This is a genomic window from Parafrigoribacterium mesophilum (assembly GCF_039652555.1).
Classification (GTDB): domain Bacteria; phylum Actinomycetota; class Actinomycetes; order Actinomycetales; family Microbacteriaceae; genus Parafrigoribacterium; species Parafrigoribacterium mesophilum.
The window spans coordinates 106,349-122,549 of the sequence record NZ_JBDJAF010000002.1; the positions used below are offsets into that span (position 1 = coordinate 106,349).

Consider the following 16,201-nt stretch of genomic DNA (forward strand, 5'->3'; position numbering starts at 1 on the left):
AAGATGAAATCGAGAGATGAAAAGCTGCGCACTGCGCTGAAATGGGGTGCTACTCCCGTCATCCTGGTTGTCTTCTTCGGGGTGTGGGAGGTGGTGGTGCGAACCTTCCACGTGAGCACCCTGATTCTGCCCCCGCCGACTCAGATCTTCGCCAGCCTCTTTAAGACACTGGGGACAGCGCAGACGTGGCAGGACGCTCAGGTCACCGCCACGGAGGCCGTTGTCGGCTTCTTGATTGCGGTCGTATTCGGCGTTGGGTCAGGTGTTCTCCTCGGCAAATCAGAACTGCTCGAGGTCAGCCTCCGGCCTCTTGTCGTTGCGTCCCAGGTCGTGCCGAAGGTCGCGCTGATCCCGCTTTTCGTCATCTGGTTCGGCTTCGGCATCACGTCGAAGATCGTCATTGCCGCGCTGATGGGGTTTTTCCCCATAATGCTCAATGTTCTGTTGGGGGTGCGGTCGGTTGATCCCGGGCAACGGGATGTGATGCGCAGCCTCAACGCGTCCAAATGGCAGACGTTCTACCACTTGGAGTTGAAGAGCACATTGCCGTATGTCTTCGCGGGAATGGAAGTAGGGATTGTCTTCTCGGTTATCGGCGCCATTGTCGGCGAATACCTCGGAGGAAGCGCAGGCCTCGGCTTCCGAATTGTCGACGCACTGAATCAACTCGATGCACCTGGGCTCTTCGCCGTGATCATCATGCTCTCGACGCTGGGGCTGATCCTCTACTTCTTGGTCAACGTGCTCAAGAGGCTGTCTATCCCGTGGCACGAGTCGACAAACGTGAACTGAGAGCACGAAGGTAGAGCGCCGCCGCGATCGGTCGCTGCGCGGCGGTCGCCCCTGCTGCTCATCGACTGCGCGGGATCGTGGAAGCGAGGTCACAACTAGAAGGAATGTGGATGGTCGCAAATGGAACTCAGAAGTAACTTCGTACCCGGCACTCCGCGCTGGGCGACCCGCAGGACGCAGTGGAGGCAGCTGGGGCTGACCGATGAGGATCTGACCAAGCCGAAGATCGCCATCGTCAACTCGTCGTCGAAGTTGGCTCCGTGCTTCAGCCACCTGGACCCCATCGCTGCCGCGGTCAAGGAGTCCATCCGACTGGCCGGTGGGGTCGGCATCGAGATACGAACGGTAGCTCCGACCGACTTCATCATGACCGCTGGGGGGTCCGGCGGCTACATCCTGTCTGGGCGCGATCTTGTCTCGATGGACATCGAAGCCGCCGTCGAGGGAGCGCAGTTGGACGGGATGGTCTGCCTGGCCTCGTGCGACAAGACGACGCCCGGGCAGCTGATGGCTGCTGCGCGCCTGAACGTGCCGACCCTGATCATCTCCTGCGGCTATCAGAGCTCCGGATTCATGGCGAACGGCGACTCCGTGGACATCGAGGAGGTGTTCCTGAAGGCCGGGCACGTGAAATCCGGTCGCGTCACTTTTGAACAGCTGTGCGATATGAGTGATCGTGCGATCACGAGCCCCGGGGTGTGCACCGGCATGGGTACCGCGAATTCCATGCACGTAGTCGCCGAGGCGCTCGGCATGACGTTGTCGGCCAGCACTCCGACCGCGGCCAACAGCGCTGCGATGTGGAGTGCCGTCGAGCGATCCGGTGCCGCCATCGTCGAGGCCGTCCTGGCGGACCGCCGCCCTCGGGACATCATGACACCGGACGCGTTCGACAACGCGGCCAAGGCGGTCCTGGCCATCAGCGGGTCGATCAACTGCATCAAGCACCTGGCGGCGATCGCGAGGGAGACCGAGGCGGATGTCGACGTCTACCGGCTGTTCGAGAGCGCAGCCGCGACCATCCGCCCGCTGTCCGCGGTGCGGCCCAACGGCGACACCACAATCGAACAGTTTGATGCGGCCGGCGGGGCCGCGGCTGTGCTCAAGCAGCTGCTGCCAAGCCTGAACAGTCAGGTCCTCACCGTCACCGGAGAGAACCTCGGGGAGCGTCTCGACCACATCGTCGTCGCCGACGATGAGGTGATCCGACCCATGGATCGCCCGATGGGCACGATGGCCACCATCGTCGTCATCCGTGGCTCGCTGGCACCGGAGTCGGCGATCGTGAAGCTTTCCGTCACCGAGGAACGGGAGTTGCGATTCACGGGGACCGCGCGCACCTTCGGTGACCCCGCGTCGGCGCTGACCGCCATCGAGGGCGGAGGAATCGTGCCGGGCGACGTGCTCGTGCTGCGCGGCCTCGGCCCGGTCGGCACGCCCGGAATGGGCATGGCCTCCAACGTCGTCTTCGCGCTCAACGGCGCCGGCCTGACCGAAAGCGTCGCCGTCGTCACCGATGGCCAACTCTCCGGCCTCGTCAACAAGGGGATCGTCGTCGGCGAGGTCAGCCCAGAGGGCGCCCTCGACGGCCCGCTCGGCCTCGTCCACGACGGGGACACCATCGCCATCGACGTGACGGCGCGCACGGTGGACTTGCTCGTACCTTTCGACGAGCTCTCGGCCCGCCGGGATTCGCGCCTGGTCGCCGAACCGAAACGCACCGCCGGCTGGCTGGCCGCCTACGCCGGAGCCGCCGAACCACTCCAAAAGGGAGCAACCGTCCGCTCCGGTCGCTCGACGCTGACCTATGGTTGAGACCGCGCTCACCGTTTCCGATCGGGAGCAACAGTGCCACACGAACTGACAGAACTCAAGGTCAACACTGTGACCAAGTCTCCGTCAGCCCCGGCGGAACAGCTAACCGCGGACGTCTGTATCGTCGGCGCCGGGATCTCCGGCATCTCGGCGGCGGTCACCTCCGCGCGGCTCGGGCGCTCCGTCGTGGTCGTGGACGCGTTGCCCGTGCTCGGCGGCCAATGCGTCAACTCGCTGATCGGGCTGTTCTGCGGCGTCTACGGCAATGGGCCGGAGTACCGGCAGCTGACTCACGGGATCTTCGATCAGATGTTCCAGGACCTCGGCAAGACCGGTGACGTGCACTTCAATCGAGGTCACACCATGACCGTCAGCTACGACGAGGTCGTGCTGGGACGGTGGATCGAGAATCTGGTGTCCGAGTTGGGTATCAAGGTGGTGCTGGGCGCCTCTGTGCATCGTGTCGACCAGAGCGATGGCGTCATCTCCGCGACCACCTTCGCCACACGGTACGGAGACGTGCGCGTGCGGGCCGACGGCTTCATCGACGCCACAGGCGACGCTGCGCTCACCTGGGAGGCGGGACTGCCGTGCCAGGTACCGGAACGCACCGTGTGGGGCTCCCAGCAGATTCGCCTCGAGGGGCTGCGGGAGCAGTTCGCCCCGACCGGCGCCGAACTGGTCGATCGGGTGGACGCCAAGTCCGCGCAGTATGGCCTCGTGCGCCGAGACGGCCTGGCGTTCTTCTTCCCGGGACGTAACACCGCCGTGATGAACATGACGCACGTCGAGGCACCGCTCGGGGCAGTGCGCGCGGCCTCCGCCCAACTCGCGGGCCGCATCCAGGCCGACCGCGTCGTGGAGTTCCTGCGCGCGGAGTTCCCGAAGGCGTTCGGCGACGCCAGGGTGAGGCTCTACGGCTTCCCCGGTCGCAGGCAGACCCGGTGGATCGCCGCCGAGCACCAGCTCAGTCTGGAGGAAGTACGCAGCGGACACCGCTTCGAGGACTCGGTCGCCCGAACGGCATGGCCCATCGAACTCCACGACACCATCGAGGGCTACGTGTGGGAGGCCTTCGGGCCGGAGCACACCCATTACGTGCCGTTGCGCAGCCTCATCCCGAAGGGAACCCACAACCTGGTCGCCGCCGGTCGCTGCGTCGATGGCGACGTCGCGGCGCTGTCCAGCGTCCGTGTCATGGGCCCGTGCGCCGCGATGGGCGAGGGCGCCGCCCACGCCCTTGACCTCGCAGGCACCGGCAGCGTTCAGGAGATCGACACGTCGCAGTTGCGCGAGCGCGTGGTCGAGAACATCGAATCCTAGGCGGCGTGAGCGTGGACGGAAGGGAACGGTAGAACATGAAACTAGCCGACGACGAGAAGGCCATGCGCGACGGTGCCGAGGGCGACGCCGTCGCCGCGGCGATGGATCTTCTGATCCGTTATGGTGACGCCCTGGGCGCCGAGCGACTGTGCGACACCCGCAACGTCGCCGGCACCATGGCTCAGCCATCCCCGATCAAGGCGAAACTGGTCAAGGAAGGCGGTTGGACGAAGTCCTATGCCGTCATCAACCTGGACTGCGACGATGAGATCACGTTGCCCAAGATGCGCGTTCCCACGTGTCAGCTGCAGATGGGATTCGGCAAGGCGGACGAAGCTGCCGTTCAGGTCTACGCCCCCGACAAAGTCGAGCTGCAGGAAGACGGGGAGGCGTTCTACGCAGATCATGGCGTGACCATCCTGGCAACCTGCACACCATACCAAGTGGGAAACCTGCCGGTGCGCGGCGAGCATTGCGCCTGGATGGAATCGTCGGCAGTCGTCTACTGTAACTCGGTGCTCGGCGCACGCACGAACTGCGAAGGCACCGCATCCACCGGCTCGGCCAGTCTCACCGGGAAGATTCCGTATTGGGGGAATCACATCCCGGAGAACCGATACGGCACTCACCTCATCGATGTCTCCATCCCGGTCAAGGGATTCCAAGAATGGGGAATGCTGGGCTACTTCGCCGGTGGCGTTGTGATGGAGGCGAGGCCGGTCATCCGCGGCGACTGGGAGCAGCCCGACCTCGCTGACCTCAAGCACTTCGGCGCGGCCGCAGCCACCTCCGGCGGTGTTGAGCTGTATCACATCCCCGGGATCACGCCAGAGGCGCCCACCGTCGAGGCCGCGTTCGGAGGTCGCAGCATCGGCGACCCAATCGTGTACGGCGAGCGTGAGCGCCGTGCGGTCTACGAGGAACTCAACGGCATTGGTTCCTCCACGGATGTCGACTTCATCCTCCTCGGCTGCCCGCACGCATCCATCGACCAAATCGCACGGCTCGCTCGGGCCATCGAGGGCAAGACACTCAATTCCGGCACCCAGTTATGGATCATGACGCCGCGAGCGCTGCGCAGCGTCGCCGACCGGAATGGCTACACCGAGATCATCCAACGCGCCGGCGGCAAGGTGCTGACCGACTCCTGCCCGGCCATGTCGAAGGCAGTCCCCGACGGAACGCGAGTTTTCGCTACCGACTCGGCGAAGCAGGCCCACTACCTGGCGGCCATCATGGGAATCGAGTCCTGGTTCGGAACGCTCGAAGAGTGCGTCGATGCCGCGGTCACCGGCAAGTGGAACGGCCACCTGTCATGACCCTCGAGTTCCACGGCCGCGGGATCGTCGCGGGGGTGGCAGAGGGCGAGGCTCTCGTGTCGCACGAGGCCATCTCGGGATGGGGCGGCATCGACCCGGCCAAGGGAACCATCATCGAGACCCAACACGAGCTTTTCGGCGCGTGCTTTACCGGCAAGATCTTGGTCTTCCCCGGCGCAAAGGGCTCCTCAGGCTGGTCGAGTTTCTTCCAGAGCACTAGGCTGCTCGGCACTGCGCCGCTGGCGATGGTGTTCACCACGGTGACCTCCAAGGCCGTATTGGGGGCCGTTGTGACGCGTGTCCCCACGGTCTCGCAATTCACCGAAGACCCGGTAGCTGCCATCGAGACCGGCGACTGGGTGGTGGTCGACGGCGATCGCGGTGTCGTCATCGTGACCAAGAAGGCGGAGCGCACCGACCTGAAGGTTGCGTGAGCCAAAGAACATGCCGACCATACGCGAGGTAACGTACGAGGTTCTCCGGAAAAACGGGCTCACCACGATCTTCGGCAATCCCGGATCAAATGAGTTGTCATTCCTGGATCGCATGCCGGATGACTTCCGGTACATCCTCGGGTTGCACGAGGGGGTTGTTGCCGGGATGGCGGATGGCTACGCACAGGTCACCGGCCGACCGGTCTTCGTCAATCTGCACGCGGCGGCCGGCACCGGCAACGCCATGGGTGCGATTGCCAACGCTTGGAGCGCACACAGCCCGCTGGTCATTTCGGCGGGACAACAAACACGGGCCATGGTCGGCGTCGAGGCGATGCTGGCCAACGTCGACTCGGTGCAGCTGCCGAAGCCCTTGGTCAAGTGGAGCTACGAGCCCGCGCTCGCCGCCGACGTGCCGCGTGCCATTGCGCAGGGGATCCACACCGCCGGCTCTGCCCCGCAGGGACCGGTCTACGTGTCGATCCCCTGGGATGACTGGGCGCATGAGGCGGACGACGCAAGCGGGAGTGACGGGCTCGCGGGCCGCACCGTCGAGAGTGCCGGCTCTCTTTCGGAGCAGCAACTCGACCACCTCGTGACGCGAATCACGGCTGCCGAGAACCCGGTACTGGTTCTGGGCGCCGACGTCGATGCAGGTGGAGCCAACGGGTTCGCCGTGGAAGTGGCCGAGCGCCAGCGCATGCCCGTGTGGCTTGCACCATCGGCATCACGTTGTCCATTCCCGACCGATCACCCGTGTTTCCGCGGCATTCTCTCGTCCTCAATCGCCGGAATCTCAGGCACCTTGGCCGGTCACGACCTGATCCTTGTCATCGGTGCACCGGTGTTCCGGTATCACATATTCGAACCGGGTCGATACCTGCCAGCCGGGAGTGAGCTGATCCAGATCACTTCTGACCCTGCCGAGGCCGCTCGCGCACCCGTTGGCGACGCCGTCATCGCGGACGTGGGCAGCGTGTTGCAGGCACTCGCGAAGGCCGTTCCCGTCGCCGGCAATCGCGTCATGCCAGCGACCCGCGCCGGCGTGGCTGCGGCAGAGCGCAGCGGCGTACTGACCACGGAAGCTGTGTTCGACGTGCTCGATACCGTCGCGCCCGATGACGCGATTTATGTACGGGAGGCGACTACGACGAACACGGCGTTTTGGGAGCGCATCCGGCTACGGCATCCCGGTAGCTACTTCTTCCCGGCGGCCGGAGGCCTCGGGTTCGGGATGCCGGCAACAGTGGGTATCCAATTGGGCAGCGCCAGCCGGCGAGTCATTGGCATCATTGGCGACGGCAGCGCCAACTACGGTATCACCGCGCTATGGACTGCGGCGCGTTATCGCATCCCCGCCACATTCCTCATCCTGAACAACGGCGGTTACGGAGCGCTGCGCTCATTCGCGACGCGGCTCGGCGTGGAGTCCATCCCTGGGATCGACCTTCCCGGTCTGGACTTCTGCGCGCTCGCGACTGGCTATGGGGTGAGCGCCACGGTTGCCGACACGACCGACGCCCTGGAGGCGGCACTGCGGAATGCACTGGCGGGTAGCGCGCCCACACTCATTGAGATTCCGATCTAGCGCCGCGGCTCGCGTTTTCGTGTTCCCCGCCGGCTAGAGCCAGCGCGGCGCCGCCGGCACGACAGAGCCGTCCGCGGCAGTGACTCCGGCACTCCCGCGCCCGGTTGCCCACCGGGCCAAGGCCGCGGCAGAGCCGGTCAGCACCACGGCGTCACCGGCATCCGCATCGCCGACCGAGCGCGCGCTGTCGCGGTCGTCAGGACGCAACACGAAGTTGGGGATGCTCTCCGCCTCGCGCCGCTTGCGCCAGTTGCTGAGCACGTCCGCGATCAGGTGGTCGATCAGCTCGACCGGGAAATGGGTGACACTGCCACCGTTGTTCAGGTCCACGGCGTGCAGCCACACCTCGCGGGTGCGCATCCAGATCGTGGTGGATGTCGGAACGACGCGACCCTGCGACGTGCGCACTTCGGCGTGCCAGGCGTCGTCGGTGAGATCGCGCCATTGCACGTTGAGGTGCACGGCGGCGTGCTCCGAAAGGTTGCGCAGCGCGACCGGACTCAGCGTCGCCCCGTATTCGATCTCACGCCAGCGCGCCTCGGGCGACTCGTACATCGGATGCTCGACGCCGGTTTGCGCCCATTCGGTCAGCCTCACGATGGCGCGCGCGTTGTAGCCGACGTGGGCGATCAGGTGTCGGCGGCTCCAGCCGGGGAGCAGGCTGGGCTGATCGAACTGGTCGTCAGGCAACTCGTTGAGCTTGCGCGAGAAGTAGGCGGTGCCCCGCCGGGCCAGCAGCAGGCCGGCTCGGATTTCGGGGTCCGTGGTCTTGTCGGTACGTGCTGGCACGGTGCTACCTCACCTTCACTGCCCGGTTCGACTGAGCGCCGAGGCCCTCGATCGACGTCTGAAGTGTGGCGCCGTCGGTGAGGTATCGCGGGGGCTTCCGGGCGTGCCCGACGCCACCGGGGGTTCCGGTCGCGATCACGTCGCCGGGGTTGAGGGTGACCACCTGCGAGAAGTAGGCGATCAGCTTCGCCGGCGAGAACACCAGATCCGACGTCGCCACATCCTGCATCGTCTCGCCGTTGACCAGGGTGGTCAGTTTCGGGCCCGGCGTCCATTCATCCGTTGTCACCAGGTAGGGACCGAACGGGCTGGTGTTCTCGAACGTCTTGCCCTGCAGCCACTGCAGCGTGCGGTACTGGAAGTCGCGCATCGTCACATCGTTGATCACCGCGTACCCGGCAATCGCTTCGGCCGACTGCTCCTCGGTGAGGTTGCGGGCCGGACTGCCGATGACGACGGCCAGTTCGCCCTCCCAGTCCACGGCATCCGATACCGCGGCCAGTTCGATGTCGTCGAACGGGCCGACAAGCGCCTCCGGGAACTTCGAGAAGTACGTGGGATGCTCTGGCAGGGTGCGGCCCATCTCCAGGATGTGGTTGCGGTAGTTGAGTCCGACGCAGAGGATCTTGCCCGGCCGCGGCACGACCGGCGCCCACCGCTGCGGCTCGATGCCCTCCAGCGGATGCACCGGACCGGATGCCGCGGCAGCGAGTTCGCGCCAGTCCCGCTGCTTCAGCAGCGCGCCCACGTCGGTGACGGAGGTGATTTCGGTGGCGGCGGCGGTGCCGACGACGACGGCGACGGTGCCATCGGACGTGCGCAGAGTGGCGAGTTTCACGCGGTCTCCTGAGGGGTGTAGGTGCGGGTGAAATGCAGGCGGTCGATGATCGGTCCGTCGTTGTAGCGGAACAGGTCGAACTGGCTGTTCGCGTGCAATGACCACGATACCCAGGAGGGTACCGCGAAGATGTCGCCGGTGGAGACCTGGTGCTCGACATCGCCGAGGACCACGGTGCCCTCGCCCTCGAACACCTGCCACACCGAGGAGCCCACCTCGTGCCGGGTCGGCGTGTCCGCGCCCGCGCGCAGCCGGTGGAACTCGGCCCGCAGGGTCGGCATCACGTCGCCGCCGGTGGTGGGGTTCACGTAGCGGATGGCGGCGTGGCCCTGCTCCACGGTGGCCGGGTGACCGTCGTCTTCCAGCGCGAGCTGCTCACGCAGGGCGGCATCCGTATACTCCCAGCGGTAGGCGGCCAGCGGGGAACTGGTGGTGTCTTCGAGCGCGGACAGCGGCCGCAGTCCCGGGTAGCCCCAGAGCCGTTCGGCGCGGGAGACGGCCGGGGAGGCCTCGTCGGTGACCCGCTCGGAGCCGTACTCGAAGAATCCGACATCGGTGTAGTGCGAGAACGGGATGTCCAGGCCGTCCAACCAGGCCATCGGCTGGTCCGTGTCGTTGTGATGGCCGTGGAAGTGCCAACCCGGAGTGAGCAGCAGGTCGCCGCGGGTCATCGCCACCGGATCGCCGTTGACGACGGTCCAGACCCCCTCGCCCTCCACGACGAACCGGAACGCGTTCTGGCTGTGCCGATGTTCGGGTGCGGTCTCGTGCGGTCCGAGGTACTGGATGGCGCACCAGAGCGTCGAGGTTGCATGGGCGGTGCCCGGCAGGCCCGGGTTCGCCAGGCCGATTGCACGGCGCTCGCCGCCTCTGCCGACCGGGACTAGGTCCCCGCTGCGCCGCGCGAGGTCGTAGAGCACGTCCCATTTCCATACATAAGGAACGGCGGCGGGCTCTGGCGACATCGGCATCAGCCCTTCGCGCTGGGTCCACAGCGGTGACAGCTGGTGGGTGTCGAAGTCCCGGTACAGCTTTTCCAGTTCCGGGCTGTCGGCCCGGCCATCCATCTGCTGCATTGCAGTCTCCTTTCGCATGCACGGCCGCGCCGCGCCCAAAATGCTCAGTACCGAATGCTCGGTGCCAAAATGCTCAGTGCACCAACTATATGAACATCGAGGCGGATGATCAAGAGTGTTTGGGACCGCGACGGCGAAAGAACACCCGATCTTAAGGCGTCACACAGCCTCCCAGGTCTTTGCCCGCATCGGCGAGCGGGTAGAGTTCTTGGTGGCCAAAGTCTCTTGACGTCGAACTATCTCGGTATCGAGACATGTGCCATTTCAAGCAACCGACGCGCGGATTGGACGAGCAGCGTGGATCTATTCGAGTATCAGGCCAGGGACCTTTTTGAGTCCTACGGAGTGCCTGTGCTGGCCGGCATCATCGCCGACACCCCCGAGGACGTACGAGCGGCGGCCGAGAAGCTCGGCGGCACCGTTGTCGTCAAGGCCCAGGTCAAGGTCGGTGGCCGCGGCAAGGCCGGCGGCGTCAAGGTCGCACACGACCCGGCGCAGGCCGAGGAGGTGTCCCGCGGCATCTTCGGGCTCGACATCAAGGGCCACACGGTGCGTCGCGTCATGGTTGCCGGGGGCGCGAAGATCGCGCGCGAGTTCTACTTCTCGGTGCTGCTGGACCGGGCCAACCGCTCCTTCCTGTCACTGTCCAGCGTCGAGGGCGGCATGGAGATCGAGATCCTGGCCGTGGAGAAGCCGGAGGCGCTGGCCCGCATCGAGGTCGACCCGATGGTCGGCATCGACGAGGCCAAGGCGACCGAGATCGCCCGGGCAGCAGGATTCCCGGATGAGCTCATCGACAAGATGACCCCGGTCATCCGCAACCTCTACAACGTCTTCAAGGGCGAGGACGCCACGCTGGTCGAGGTCAACCCGCTCGTGCTCACCGAGGAGGGCGACATCATCGCCCTGGACGGCAAGGTGACCCTGGACGCCAACGCCGACTTCCGCCACCCGGCGCATGCCGAGCTGGAAGACGTCGCGGCGGAGGACCCGCTGGAGGCCAAGGCCAAGGCCTCGCACCTCAACTACGTGAAGCTCGACGGCAACGTCGGGATCATCGGCAACGGCGCTGGCCTGGTGATGTCCACCTTGGACGTCGTGTCTTACGCGGGGGAGCGCCACGGCGGCGCGAAGCCGGCCAACTTCCTCGACATCGGCGGCGGCGCATCCGCGGCGGTGATGGCGGCCGGACTGGACGTCATCCTCGGCGACAAGCAGGTCAAAAGCGTGTTCGTCAACGTGTTCGGCGGGATCACCTCGTGCGTCGCGGTGGCCAACGGCATCCTCGAAGCGCTGAAGACGCTGGGCGACACCGCCACCAAGCCGCTGGTCGTCCGGTTGGACGGCAACAGCGTCGTCGAGGGGCGCAAAATTCTGGCGGAGGCGAAGCACCCGCTCGTCACCGTCGTCGAGACCATGGACGAAGCCGCCGACAAGGCCGCCGAACTCGCGAACGCGTCGCGCTGATCAAACGCATCCCGGTGATCGAGCTTGTCGAGATCCCAGAATCATAGCTAAGGACTAGAAAATGTCGATTTTCCTCGACGAGAACTCCAAGATTGTCATCCAGGGTCTCACCGGCTCGCAGGGCACCAAGCACGCCGGGCACATGCTGCGCGGCGGCTCGACCATCGTCGGTGGTACCAACCCGCGCAAGGCCGGCACCAGCGTGGAGATCGAGGGCCACAGCCTGCCGATCTTCGGCACGGTGGCGGATGCGATGCAGCAGACCGGCGCGAACGTCTCGGTGGTCTTCGTGCCGCCCGCCTTCGCCAAGGCCGCCGTGATCGAGGCGGTGGATGCCGCGATCCCGCTGGTCATCGTGATCACCGAGGGCATCCCGGTGCACGACTCGGCGGAGTTCTGGGCGTATGCGAAGTCCAAGGGCAACGCCACCCAGATCATCGGCCCGAACTGCCCCGGCGTGATCAGCCCCGGCAAGTCGAACGCCGGCATCATCCCCGCATCGATCTCCGAGGCCGGCCCGATCGGCCTGGTGTCCAAGTCCGGCACCCTGACCTACCAGATGATGTTCGAGCTGCGCGACCTGGGCTTCTCGTCGGCGATCGGCATCGGCGGCGACCCGATCATCGGTACCACCCACATCGACGCGCTCGCCGCGTTCGAGGCGGACCCGGAGACCAAGGCGATCGTCATGATCGGCGAGATCGGCGGCGACGCCGAGGAGCGTGCGGCCGAGTACATCCAGGCCCACGTCACAAAGCCGGTCGTCGCCTACGTCGCGGGCTTCACCGCGCCGGAGGGCAAGACCATGGGCCACGCCGGGGCGATCGTCTCCAACGGCGCCGGCACCGCCGAGGGCAAGAAGGTGGCCCTGGAGGCTGCCGGCGTGCGGGTCGGCAAGACGCCGTCCGAGACCGCGGCCATCATGCGCGAGCTGGTCGCCGCGCTGTAGCCGCCACATCCGGCATCCGACTCCGTCCCCTCCCCTCTCCGAAAACTCAGGAACGTACGTCACCGCCGCGACGGGGAAGGCCGCGCCGCGGCCCGGCCGCCTACTCGGCTGACGTGACTTCCTGAATTTCCGGGGGGGGGGACGCGGTGTTGCGGGGAGTCGGCGCCCGCGAATGTGCCACGGCCCGGACTGCCGCGGCGGGATCGCGGCGGCACGAAGGTAGGCTCCGACGAGTATGAATCGACCGCTCACCGCCCTCTTCGCCGCGCTTGAGGCGCTCCTCGTCGTCGGCATCGGCATCGGCATCCCGCTCGTGCCGCTCACCATCATGTGGGCCGCCCAGTACGGCCTTCAGGTCGACTGGCTCGTGTTCTGGCGCGCCAGCGTGGACATCTGGCTGCTCGGCTCCGGCACGGACATCCGGATGACACTGGACCCGGCCCTGGCCACCGCCGCCGGTTTCGTCGGCGCCGGAACCCCGTTCGTGCTGACCATCGCGCCGTTGGGTTTCTCGCTGCTCACCGTGCTGCTGGGGATCCGGGCGGGTCGACGGGTGGCCGAGACCCCGTACCGGATTTTCGGCCTTCTCGCCTCGATCGGCAGCTTCGGCGTGCTGGCGTTCGCCGCCACGGTGTCCGCGCTGCACCCGCTGGCCCGGCCGTCGATCTCGCAGGGCACGTTGTTGCCGACCCTCGTCTTCGCGACCGGCGTGGCCATCGGCTGGGAGGTGACCAGGCGTCGGCTGCGCGCCGTGCGGGAGAGTCCGGACACGACAAGAGGCAATGCCGCGCGCACGGATGCGACGCGGCCGGGCGCTGCCGGATCGGATGGTCGCAGCGCGGATGACGCGCCGCCGCCGAGGGGCCGGGCCGGCGCCCTGCGCGTCACGGCCGCTCTGGCCGACTGGGCCGACGGGCTGCGCCATCAATGCGGGCGCTGGATCCTCGAACTGCCGACGGGCATCCGCAGCGCTGTTCCGGCGGCGGTGCGCGGCGGCGCCATGGCCGCGGCCGGAGTGGTCTCCGTCGCGTCGGTCCTCGTCGCCGGCTCCCTCGTGGTCAGCTATGCGCGCGTCATCGGCCTGTACGAAAGCGTGCACACGGGGGTGCTCGGTGGCGTCGCCCTCACGCTCGGGCAACTGGCGATCCTGCCGAACCTGGTCATCTGGGGCGGGTCCTGGCTGGTCGGTCCCGGCTTCGCGATCGGCACGGCCTCGGCGGTTTCCCCATTGGGCACCAACCTCGGTCCGCTGCCCGCGGTGCCGGTGCTCGGCGCCCTGCCGTCCGGTGAACTCGGCTTCGGCTTCCTCGGCCTCCTCGTTCCGGTGCTCGCCGGCTTCCTGGCGGCGGTCGTGATCCGCACTCGGATCCAGTCGGTCGGCACACGCGGTGCGTTCGGTCAGGTCGGACTGGGTATCGGCATCGGCGTCAGCGCCGGCGTGGTGCTCGGACTGCTCGCCTGGTTTTCCGCGGGCGCCGCCGGCCCGGGACGGCTCGCCGAGGTGGGGCCGAACCCGTGGCTGGTCGGCGGGTTCGCGGCCCTGGAAATCGGACTCGCCGCCATCGCAGGACTGTTCGCCGTGCGTCCGGCGGAACGACTGGCCTCGCAGCTGGACTCCGCCGGCTCGCGATAAACTTGTAGGGTGCTCTCTGTCGTCGTGCTCATCTCCGGCGGCGGCTCGAACCTCGAAGCACTGCTCCAGCGCGCCGAAGTCGACGGTTTTCCGGCTCGCATCGTCGCGGTCGGTGCCGACCGCCAGGCGAGCGGACTCGCGCACGCAACCTCACGCGGCATCCCCACCTTTGTCTGCGCCACGGCCGACTACCCGGACCGCGCATCCTGGGGCGACGCGCTGCTGGACCAAGTGCAGCACTGGGAGGCGGACCTGGTCATCCTCAGCGGCTTCATGCGGTTGCTGCCGCCGCGTGTGGTCGCGGCGCTGTCGCCTCACCTGATCAACACGCATCCTGCCTTCCTGCCCGAGTTCCCTGGCGCGCATGCGGTGCGGGATGCGCTCACTGCGGGTGTAGAAGCCACGGGAGCTAGCGTCATCGTCGTCGACAACGGAGTCGACAGCGGACCGATCGTCGCAAGACGCAGGGTGCCGGTCCTCCGGGACGATACCGAAGCTGTGCTGCACGACCGCATCAAACTCGTCGAGCGGGAGCTGCTCGCGCAGAGCGTGCTCGGCATCGCCACCGGAACCATCGATCTCAAGGAGCTCGTTCGCGCATGACCGCTACTTCCACCTCCGAGCGTCGCGACCGCGACATCATCCCGATCCGCCGGGCCATCGTCTCCGTCTACGACAAGACCGGCCTCACCGAGCTGGCCGCGGCGCTGGTCGCCGCAGGGGTCGAGATCGTCTCCACGGGGTCGACCGCCGCCCGCATCCGCGACGCCGGACATCCGGTGACCGACGTGTCCAACATCACCGGATTCCCGGAGTCGCTGGACGGCCGGGTGAAGACCCTGCACCCGTCGGTGCACGCCGGCATCCTGGCCGACCTGCGCCTGGCCAGCCACGAGGCGCAACTTGCCGAGCTCGGGATCACCCCGTTCGAACTGGTGGTCAGCAACCTGTATCCGTTCGCCGAGACCGTCGCATCCGGGGCCGCGCCGGACGCGATCATCGAGCAGATCGACATCGGAGGCCCGGCCATGGTGCGCTCGGCCGCGAAGAACTTCGCCAACGTGGCGATCATCACCTCCCCGGAGTCCTATGCGGCGCTCATCGCCGCGGTGGCCGCCGGCGGCACGAGCCTGGCATTCCGCCGGGAACTGGCGACGCTGGCCTTCACGCACACCGCAAGATACGACACCGCCGTCTCCGAGTGGTTCACCTCCGGCACACCGGAGGACGCGGAGGCCGGCTTCCCGAAGACCGTAGCGGCTCGCTATGACCTGGCGCACGAGCTGCGCTACGGCGAGAACGCCCACCAGGCGGCCGCCCTCTACCGCTGCGAGGGCGCCGGCATCGCGCAAGCCACTGTGCTGCACGGCAAAGAAATGTCTTACAACAATTACGTCGACGCGGATGCCGCCTTGCGCGCCGCCTTCGAATTCGACGCTCCCGCCGTGGCCGTCGTCAAGCACGCCAACCCGTGCGGGATCGCGGTCGGCGCCGACATCGCTGACGCGCACGTCAAGGCGCACGCCTGCGACCCGGTCTCCGCGTTCGGCGGGGTCATCGCGGCCAATCGGCCGGTCACCCTGGCGATGGCGCAGACGGTGAAGGACATCTTCACCGAGGTTGTCGTGGCACCCGGCTTCGAGCCGGAGGCGCTGGAACTGCTCGCCCAGAAGAAGAACATCCGCCTGCTGCAGCTGCCCGCCGGCTACGCGCGCGAGCCGCGCGAGTTCAAGCAGATCTCCGGCGGCCTGCTCGTGCAGGAGCCGGACACTCATTTCGCGCCGGCGTCCCAGTGGACCATCGCGGCTGGGCAGCCGGTCGATGCCGCCACCCTGGCGGACCTGGAATTCGCGTGGCGGGCGGTGCGTGCGGTGAAGTCCAACGCCATCCTGCTCGCGCACGACGGCGCCTCCGTCGGCGTCGGCATGGGGCAGGTCAACCGCGTCGATTCCTGCCACCTGGCCGTGACCCGCGCCGGCGACCGGGCGCACGGCAGCGTCGCCGCCTCGGATGCGTTCTTCCCGTTCGCCGACGGCCTGCAGGTGCTGCTGGATGCCGGCGTGCGCGCGGTGGTACAGCCCGGCGGTTCCATCCGTGACGAGGAGGTGATCGCCGCGGCGGCCGCCGCCGGAGTGACGATGTACCTCACCGGCGAGCGTCACTTCTACCACTGAGCCC

Annotated in this window: 14 protein-coding genes; 11 read left to right on the forward strand and 3 right to left on the reverse strand. The window is 67.0% G+C overall.

Annotated features, from left to right (window positions below; translation table 11 throughout):
- Window positions 1-3 precede the first annotated feature (3 nt).
- The 6 genes from ABFX56_RS10620 (at window position 4) to mdlC (ending at window position 7,271) form a co-directional block, all read left to right on the forward strand.
- The gene (locus ABFX56_RS10620; RefSeq protein WP_346233298.1) at window positions 4-792 is read left to right on the forward strand and encodes an ABC transporter permease; all 789 of its coding nucleotides are present in this window, start codon (window positions 4-6) and stop codon (window positions 790-792) included.
- A gap of 120 nt (window positions 793-912) precedes the next feature.
- Entirely contained in the window at window positions 913-2,607 is a 1,695-nt protein-coding gene (locus ABFX56_RS10625) for a dihydroxy-acid dehydratase domain-containing protein (RefSeq protein WP_346233299.1), read from the forward strand.
- A 69-nt stretch (window positions 2,608-2,676) separates the two neighbouring features.
- On the forward strand, window positions 2,677-3,930 hold the full coding sequence (locus ABFX56_RS10630) for an FAD-dependent oxidoreductase (protein ID WP_346233300.1): 1,254 nt from the start codon (window positions 2,677-2,679) through the stop codon (window positions 3,928-3,930).
- 35 nt (window positions 3,931-3,965) lie between these two features.
- Complete coding sequence (locus ABFX56_RS10635; RefSeq protein WP_346233301.1) at window positions 3,966-5,249, forward strand: aconitase X; 1,284 nt, start codon at window positions 3,966-3,968, stop codon at window positions 5,247-5,249.
- Window positions 5,246-5,683, forward strand: a complete 438-nt coding sequence (locus ABFX56_RS10640) for an aconitase X swivel domain-containing protein (protein ID WP_346233302.1) — start codon at window positions 5,246-5,248, stop codon at window positions 5,681-5,683. The genes ABFX56_RS10635 and ABFX56_RS10640 overlap by 4 nt, the downstream gene beginning before the upstream one ends.
- A gap of 10 nt (window positions 5,684-5,693) precedes the next feature.
- Window positions 5,694-7,271: a benzoylformate decarboxylase gene (gene mdlC, locus ABFX56_RS10645; protein WP_346233303.1), complete on the forward strand. Its 1,578-nt coding sequence runs from the start codon at window positions 5,694-5,696 to the stop codon at window positions 7,269-7,271.
- A gap of 33 nt (window positions 7,272-7,304) precedes the next feature.
- On the opposite strand, the gene ABFX56_RS10650 is transcribed toward mdlC, so the two are convergent.
- From ABFX56_RS10650 to ABFX56_RS10660, 3 genes are read right to left on the reverse strand one after another with little or no spacing between them, the layout of a single operon-like run.
- Entirely contained in the window at window positions 7,305-8,060 is a 756-nt protein-coding gene (locus ABFX56_RS10650; RefSeq protein WP_346233304.1) for a maleylpyruvate isomerase family mycothiol-dependent enzyme, read from the reverse strand.
- A gap of 4 nt (window positions 8,061-8,064) precedes the next feature.
- The gene (locus ABFX56_RS10655; protein WP_346233305.1) at window positions 8,065-8,898 is read right to left on the reverse strand and encodes a fumarylacetoacetate hydrolase family protein; all 834 of its coding nucleotides are present in this window, start codon (window positions 8,896-8,898) and stop codon (window positions 8,065-8,067) included.
- Window positions 8,895-9,974, reverse strand: coding sequence for a cupin domain-containing protein (locus ABFX56_RS10660; protein ID WP_346233306.1), 1,080 nt, complete (start codon window positions 9,972-9,974; stop codon window positions 8,895-8,897). The genes ABFX56_RS10655 and ABFX56_RS10660 overlap by 4 nt, the downstream gene beginning before the upstream one ends.
- 297 nt (window positions 9,975-10,271) lie before the next feature.
- On the opposite strand from ABFX56_RS10660, the gene sucC reads away from it, so the two are divergent.
- The 5 genes from sucC to purH all read left to right on the forward strand — a co-directional run bounded on the left by sucC (window position 10,272) and on the right by purH (window position 16,197).
- Window positions 10,272-11,441 carry an ADP-forming succinate--CoA ligase subunit beta gene (gene sucC, locus ABFX56_RS10665; protein ID WP_346233307.1) on the forward strand — a complete coding sequence of 390 codons (1,170 nt, stop codon included), beginning with the start codon at window positions 10,272-10,274 and terminating at the stop codon, window positions 11,439-11,441.
- Window positions 11,442-11,502: 61 nt separating this feature from the next.
- The gene (sucD, locus tag ABFX56_RS10670) at window positions 11,503-12,390 is read left to right on the forward strand and encodes a succinate--CoA ligase subunit alpha (protein ID WP_346233308.1); all 888 of its coding nucleotides are present in this window, start codon (window positions 11,503-11,505) and stop codon (window positions 12,388-12,390) included.
- A 235-nt stretch (window positions 12,391-12,625) separates the two neighbouring features.
- A complete protein-coding gene (locus ABFX56_RS10675) occupies window positions 12,626-14,023 on the forward strand; it encodes a cell division protein PerM (RefSeq protein ID WP_346233309.1) in 1,398 nt (465 codons plus the stop codon).
- 9 nt (window positions 14,024-14,032) lie between these two features.
- Entirely contained in the window at window positions 14,033-14,626 is a 594-nt protein-coding gene (purN, locus tag ABFX56_RS10680) for a phosphoribosylglycinamide formyltransferase (RefSeq protein WP_346233310.1), read from the forward strand.
- Window positions 14,623-16,197 carry a bifunctional phosphoribosylaminoimidazolecarboxamide formyltransferase/IMP cyclohydrolase gene (gene purH, locus ABFX56_RS10685; protein ID WP_346233311.1) on the forward strand — a complete coding sequence of 525 codons (1,575 nt, stop codon included), beginning with the start codon at window positions 14,623-14,625 and terminating at the stop codon, window positions 16,195-16,197. The genes purN and purH overlap by 4 nt, the downstream gene beginning before the upstream one ends.
- Window positions 16,198-16,201 lie beyond the last annotated feature (4 nt).

What these genes read in the sequence shown, in the direction of transcription:
- purH (WP_346233311.1), top strand. Translation starts at nt 14,623, where the DNA reads ATGACCGCTACTTCCACCTCCGAGCGTCGCGACCGCGACATCATCCCG.
- ABFX56_RS10625 (WP_346233299.1), top strand. Translation starts at nt 913, where the DNA reads ATGGAACTCAGAAGTAACTTCGTACCCGGCACTCCGCGCTGGGCGACC.
- ABFX56_RS10620 (WP_346233298.1), top strand. Translation starts at nt 4, where the DNA reads ATGAAATCGAGAGATGAAAAGCTGCGCACTGCGCTGAAATGGGGTGCT.
- ABFX56_RS10640 (WP_346233302.1), top strand. Translation starts at nt 5,246, where the DNA reads ATGACCCTCGAGTTCCACGGCCGCGGGATCGTCGCGGGGGTGGCAGAG.
- ABFX56_RS10675 (WP_346233309.1), top strand. Translation starts at nt 12,626, where the DNA reads ATGAATCGACCGCTCACCGCCCTCTTCGCCGCGCTTGAGGCGCTCCTC.
- sucD (WP_346233308.1), top strand. Translation starts at nt 11,503, where the DNA reads ATGTCGATTTTCCTCGACGAGAACTCCAAGATTGTCATCCAGGGTCTC.
- ABFX56_RS10635 (WP_346233301.1), top strand. Translation starts at nt 3,966, where the DNA reads ATGAAACTAGCCGACGACGAGAAGGCCATGCGCGACGGTGCCGAGGGC.
- ABFX56_RS10660 (WP_346233306.1), bottom strand. Translation starts at nt 9,974, where the DNA reads ATGCAGCAGATGGATGGCCGGGCCGACAGCCCGGAACTGGAAAAGCTG.
- mdlC (WP_346233303.1), top strand. Translation starts at nt 5,694, where the DNA reads ATGCCGACCATACGCGAGGTAACGTACGAGGTTCTCCGGAAAAACGGG.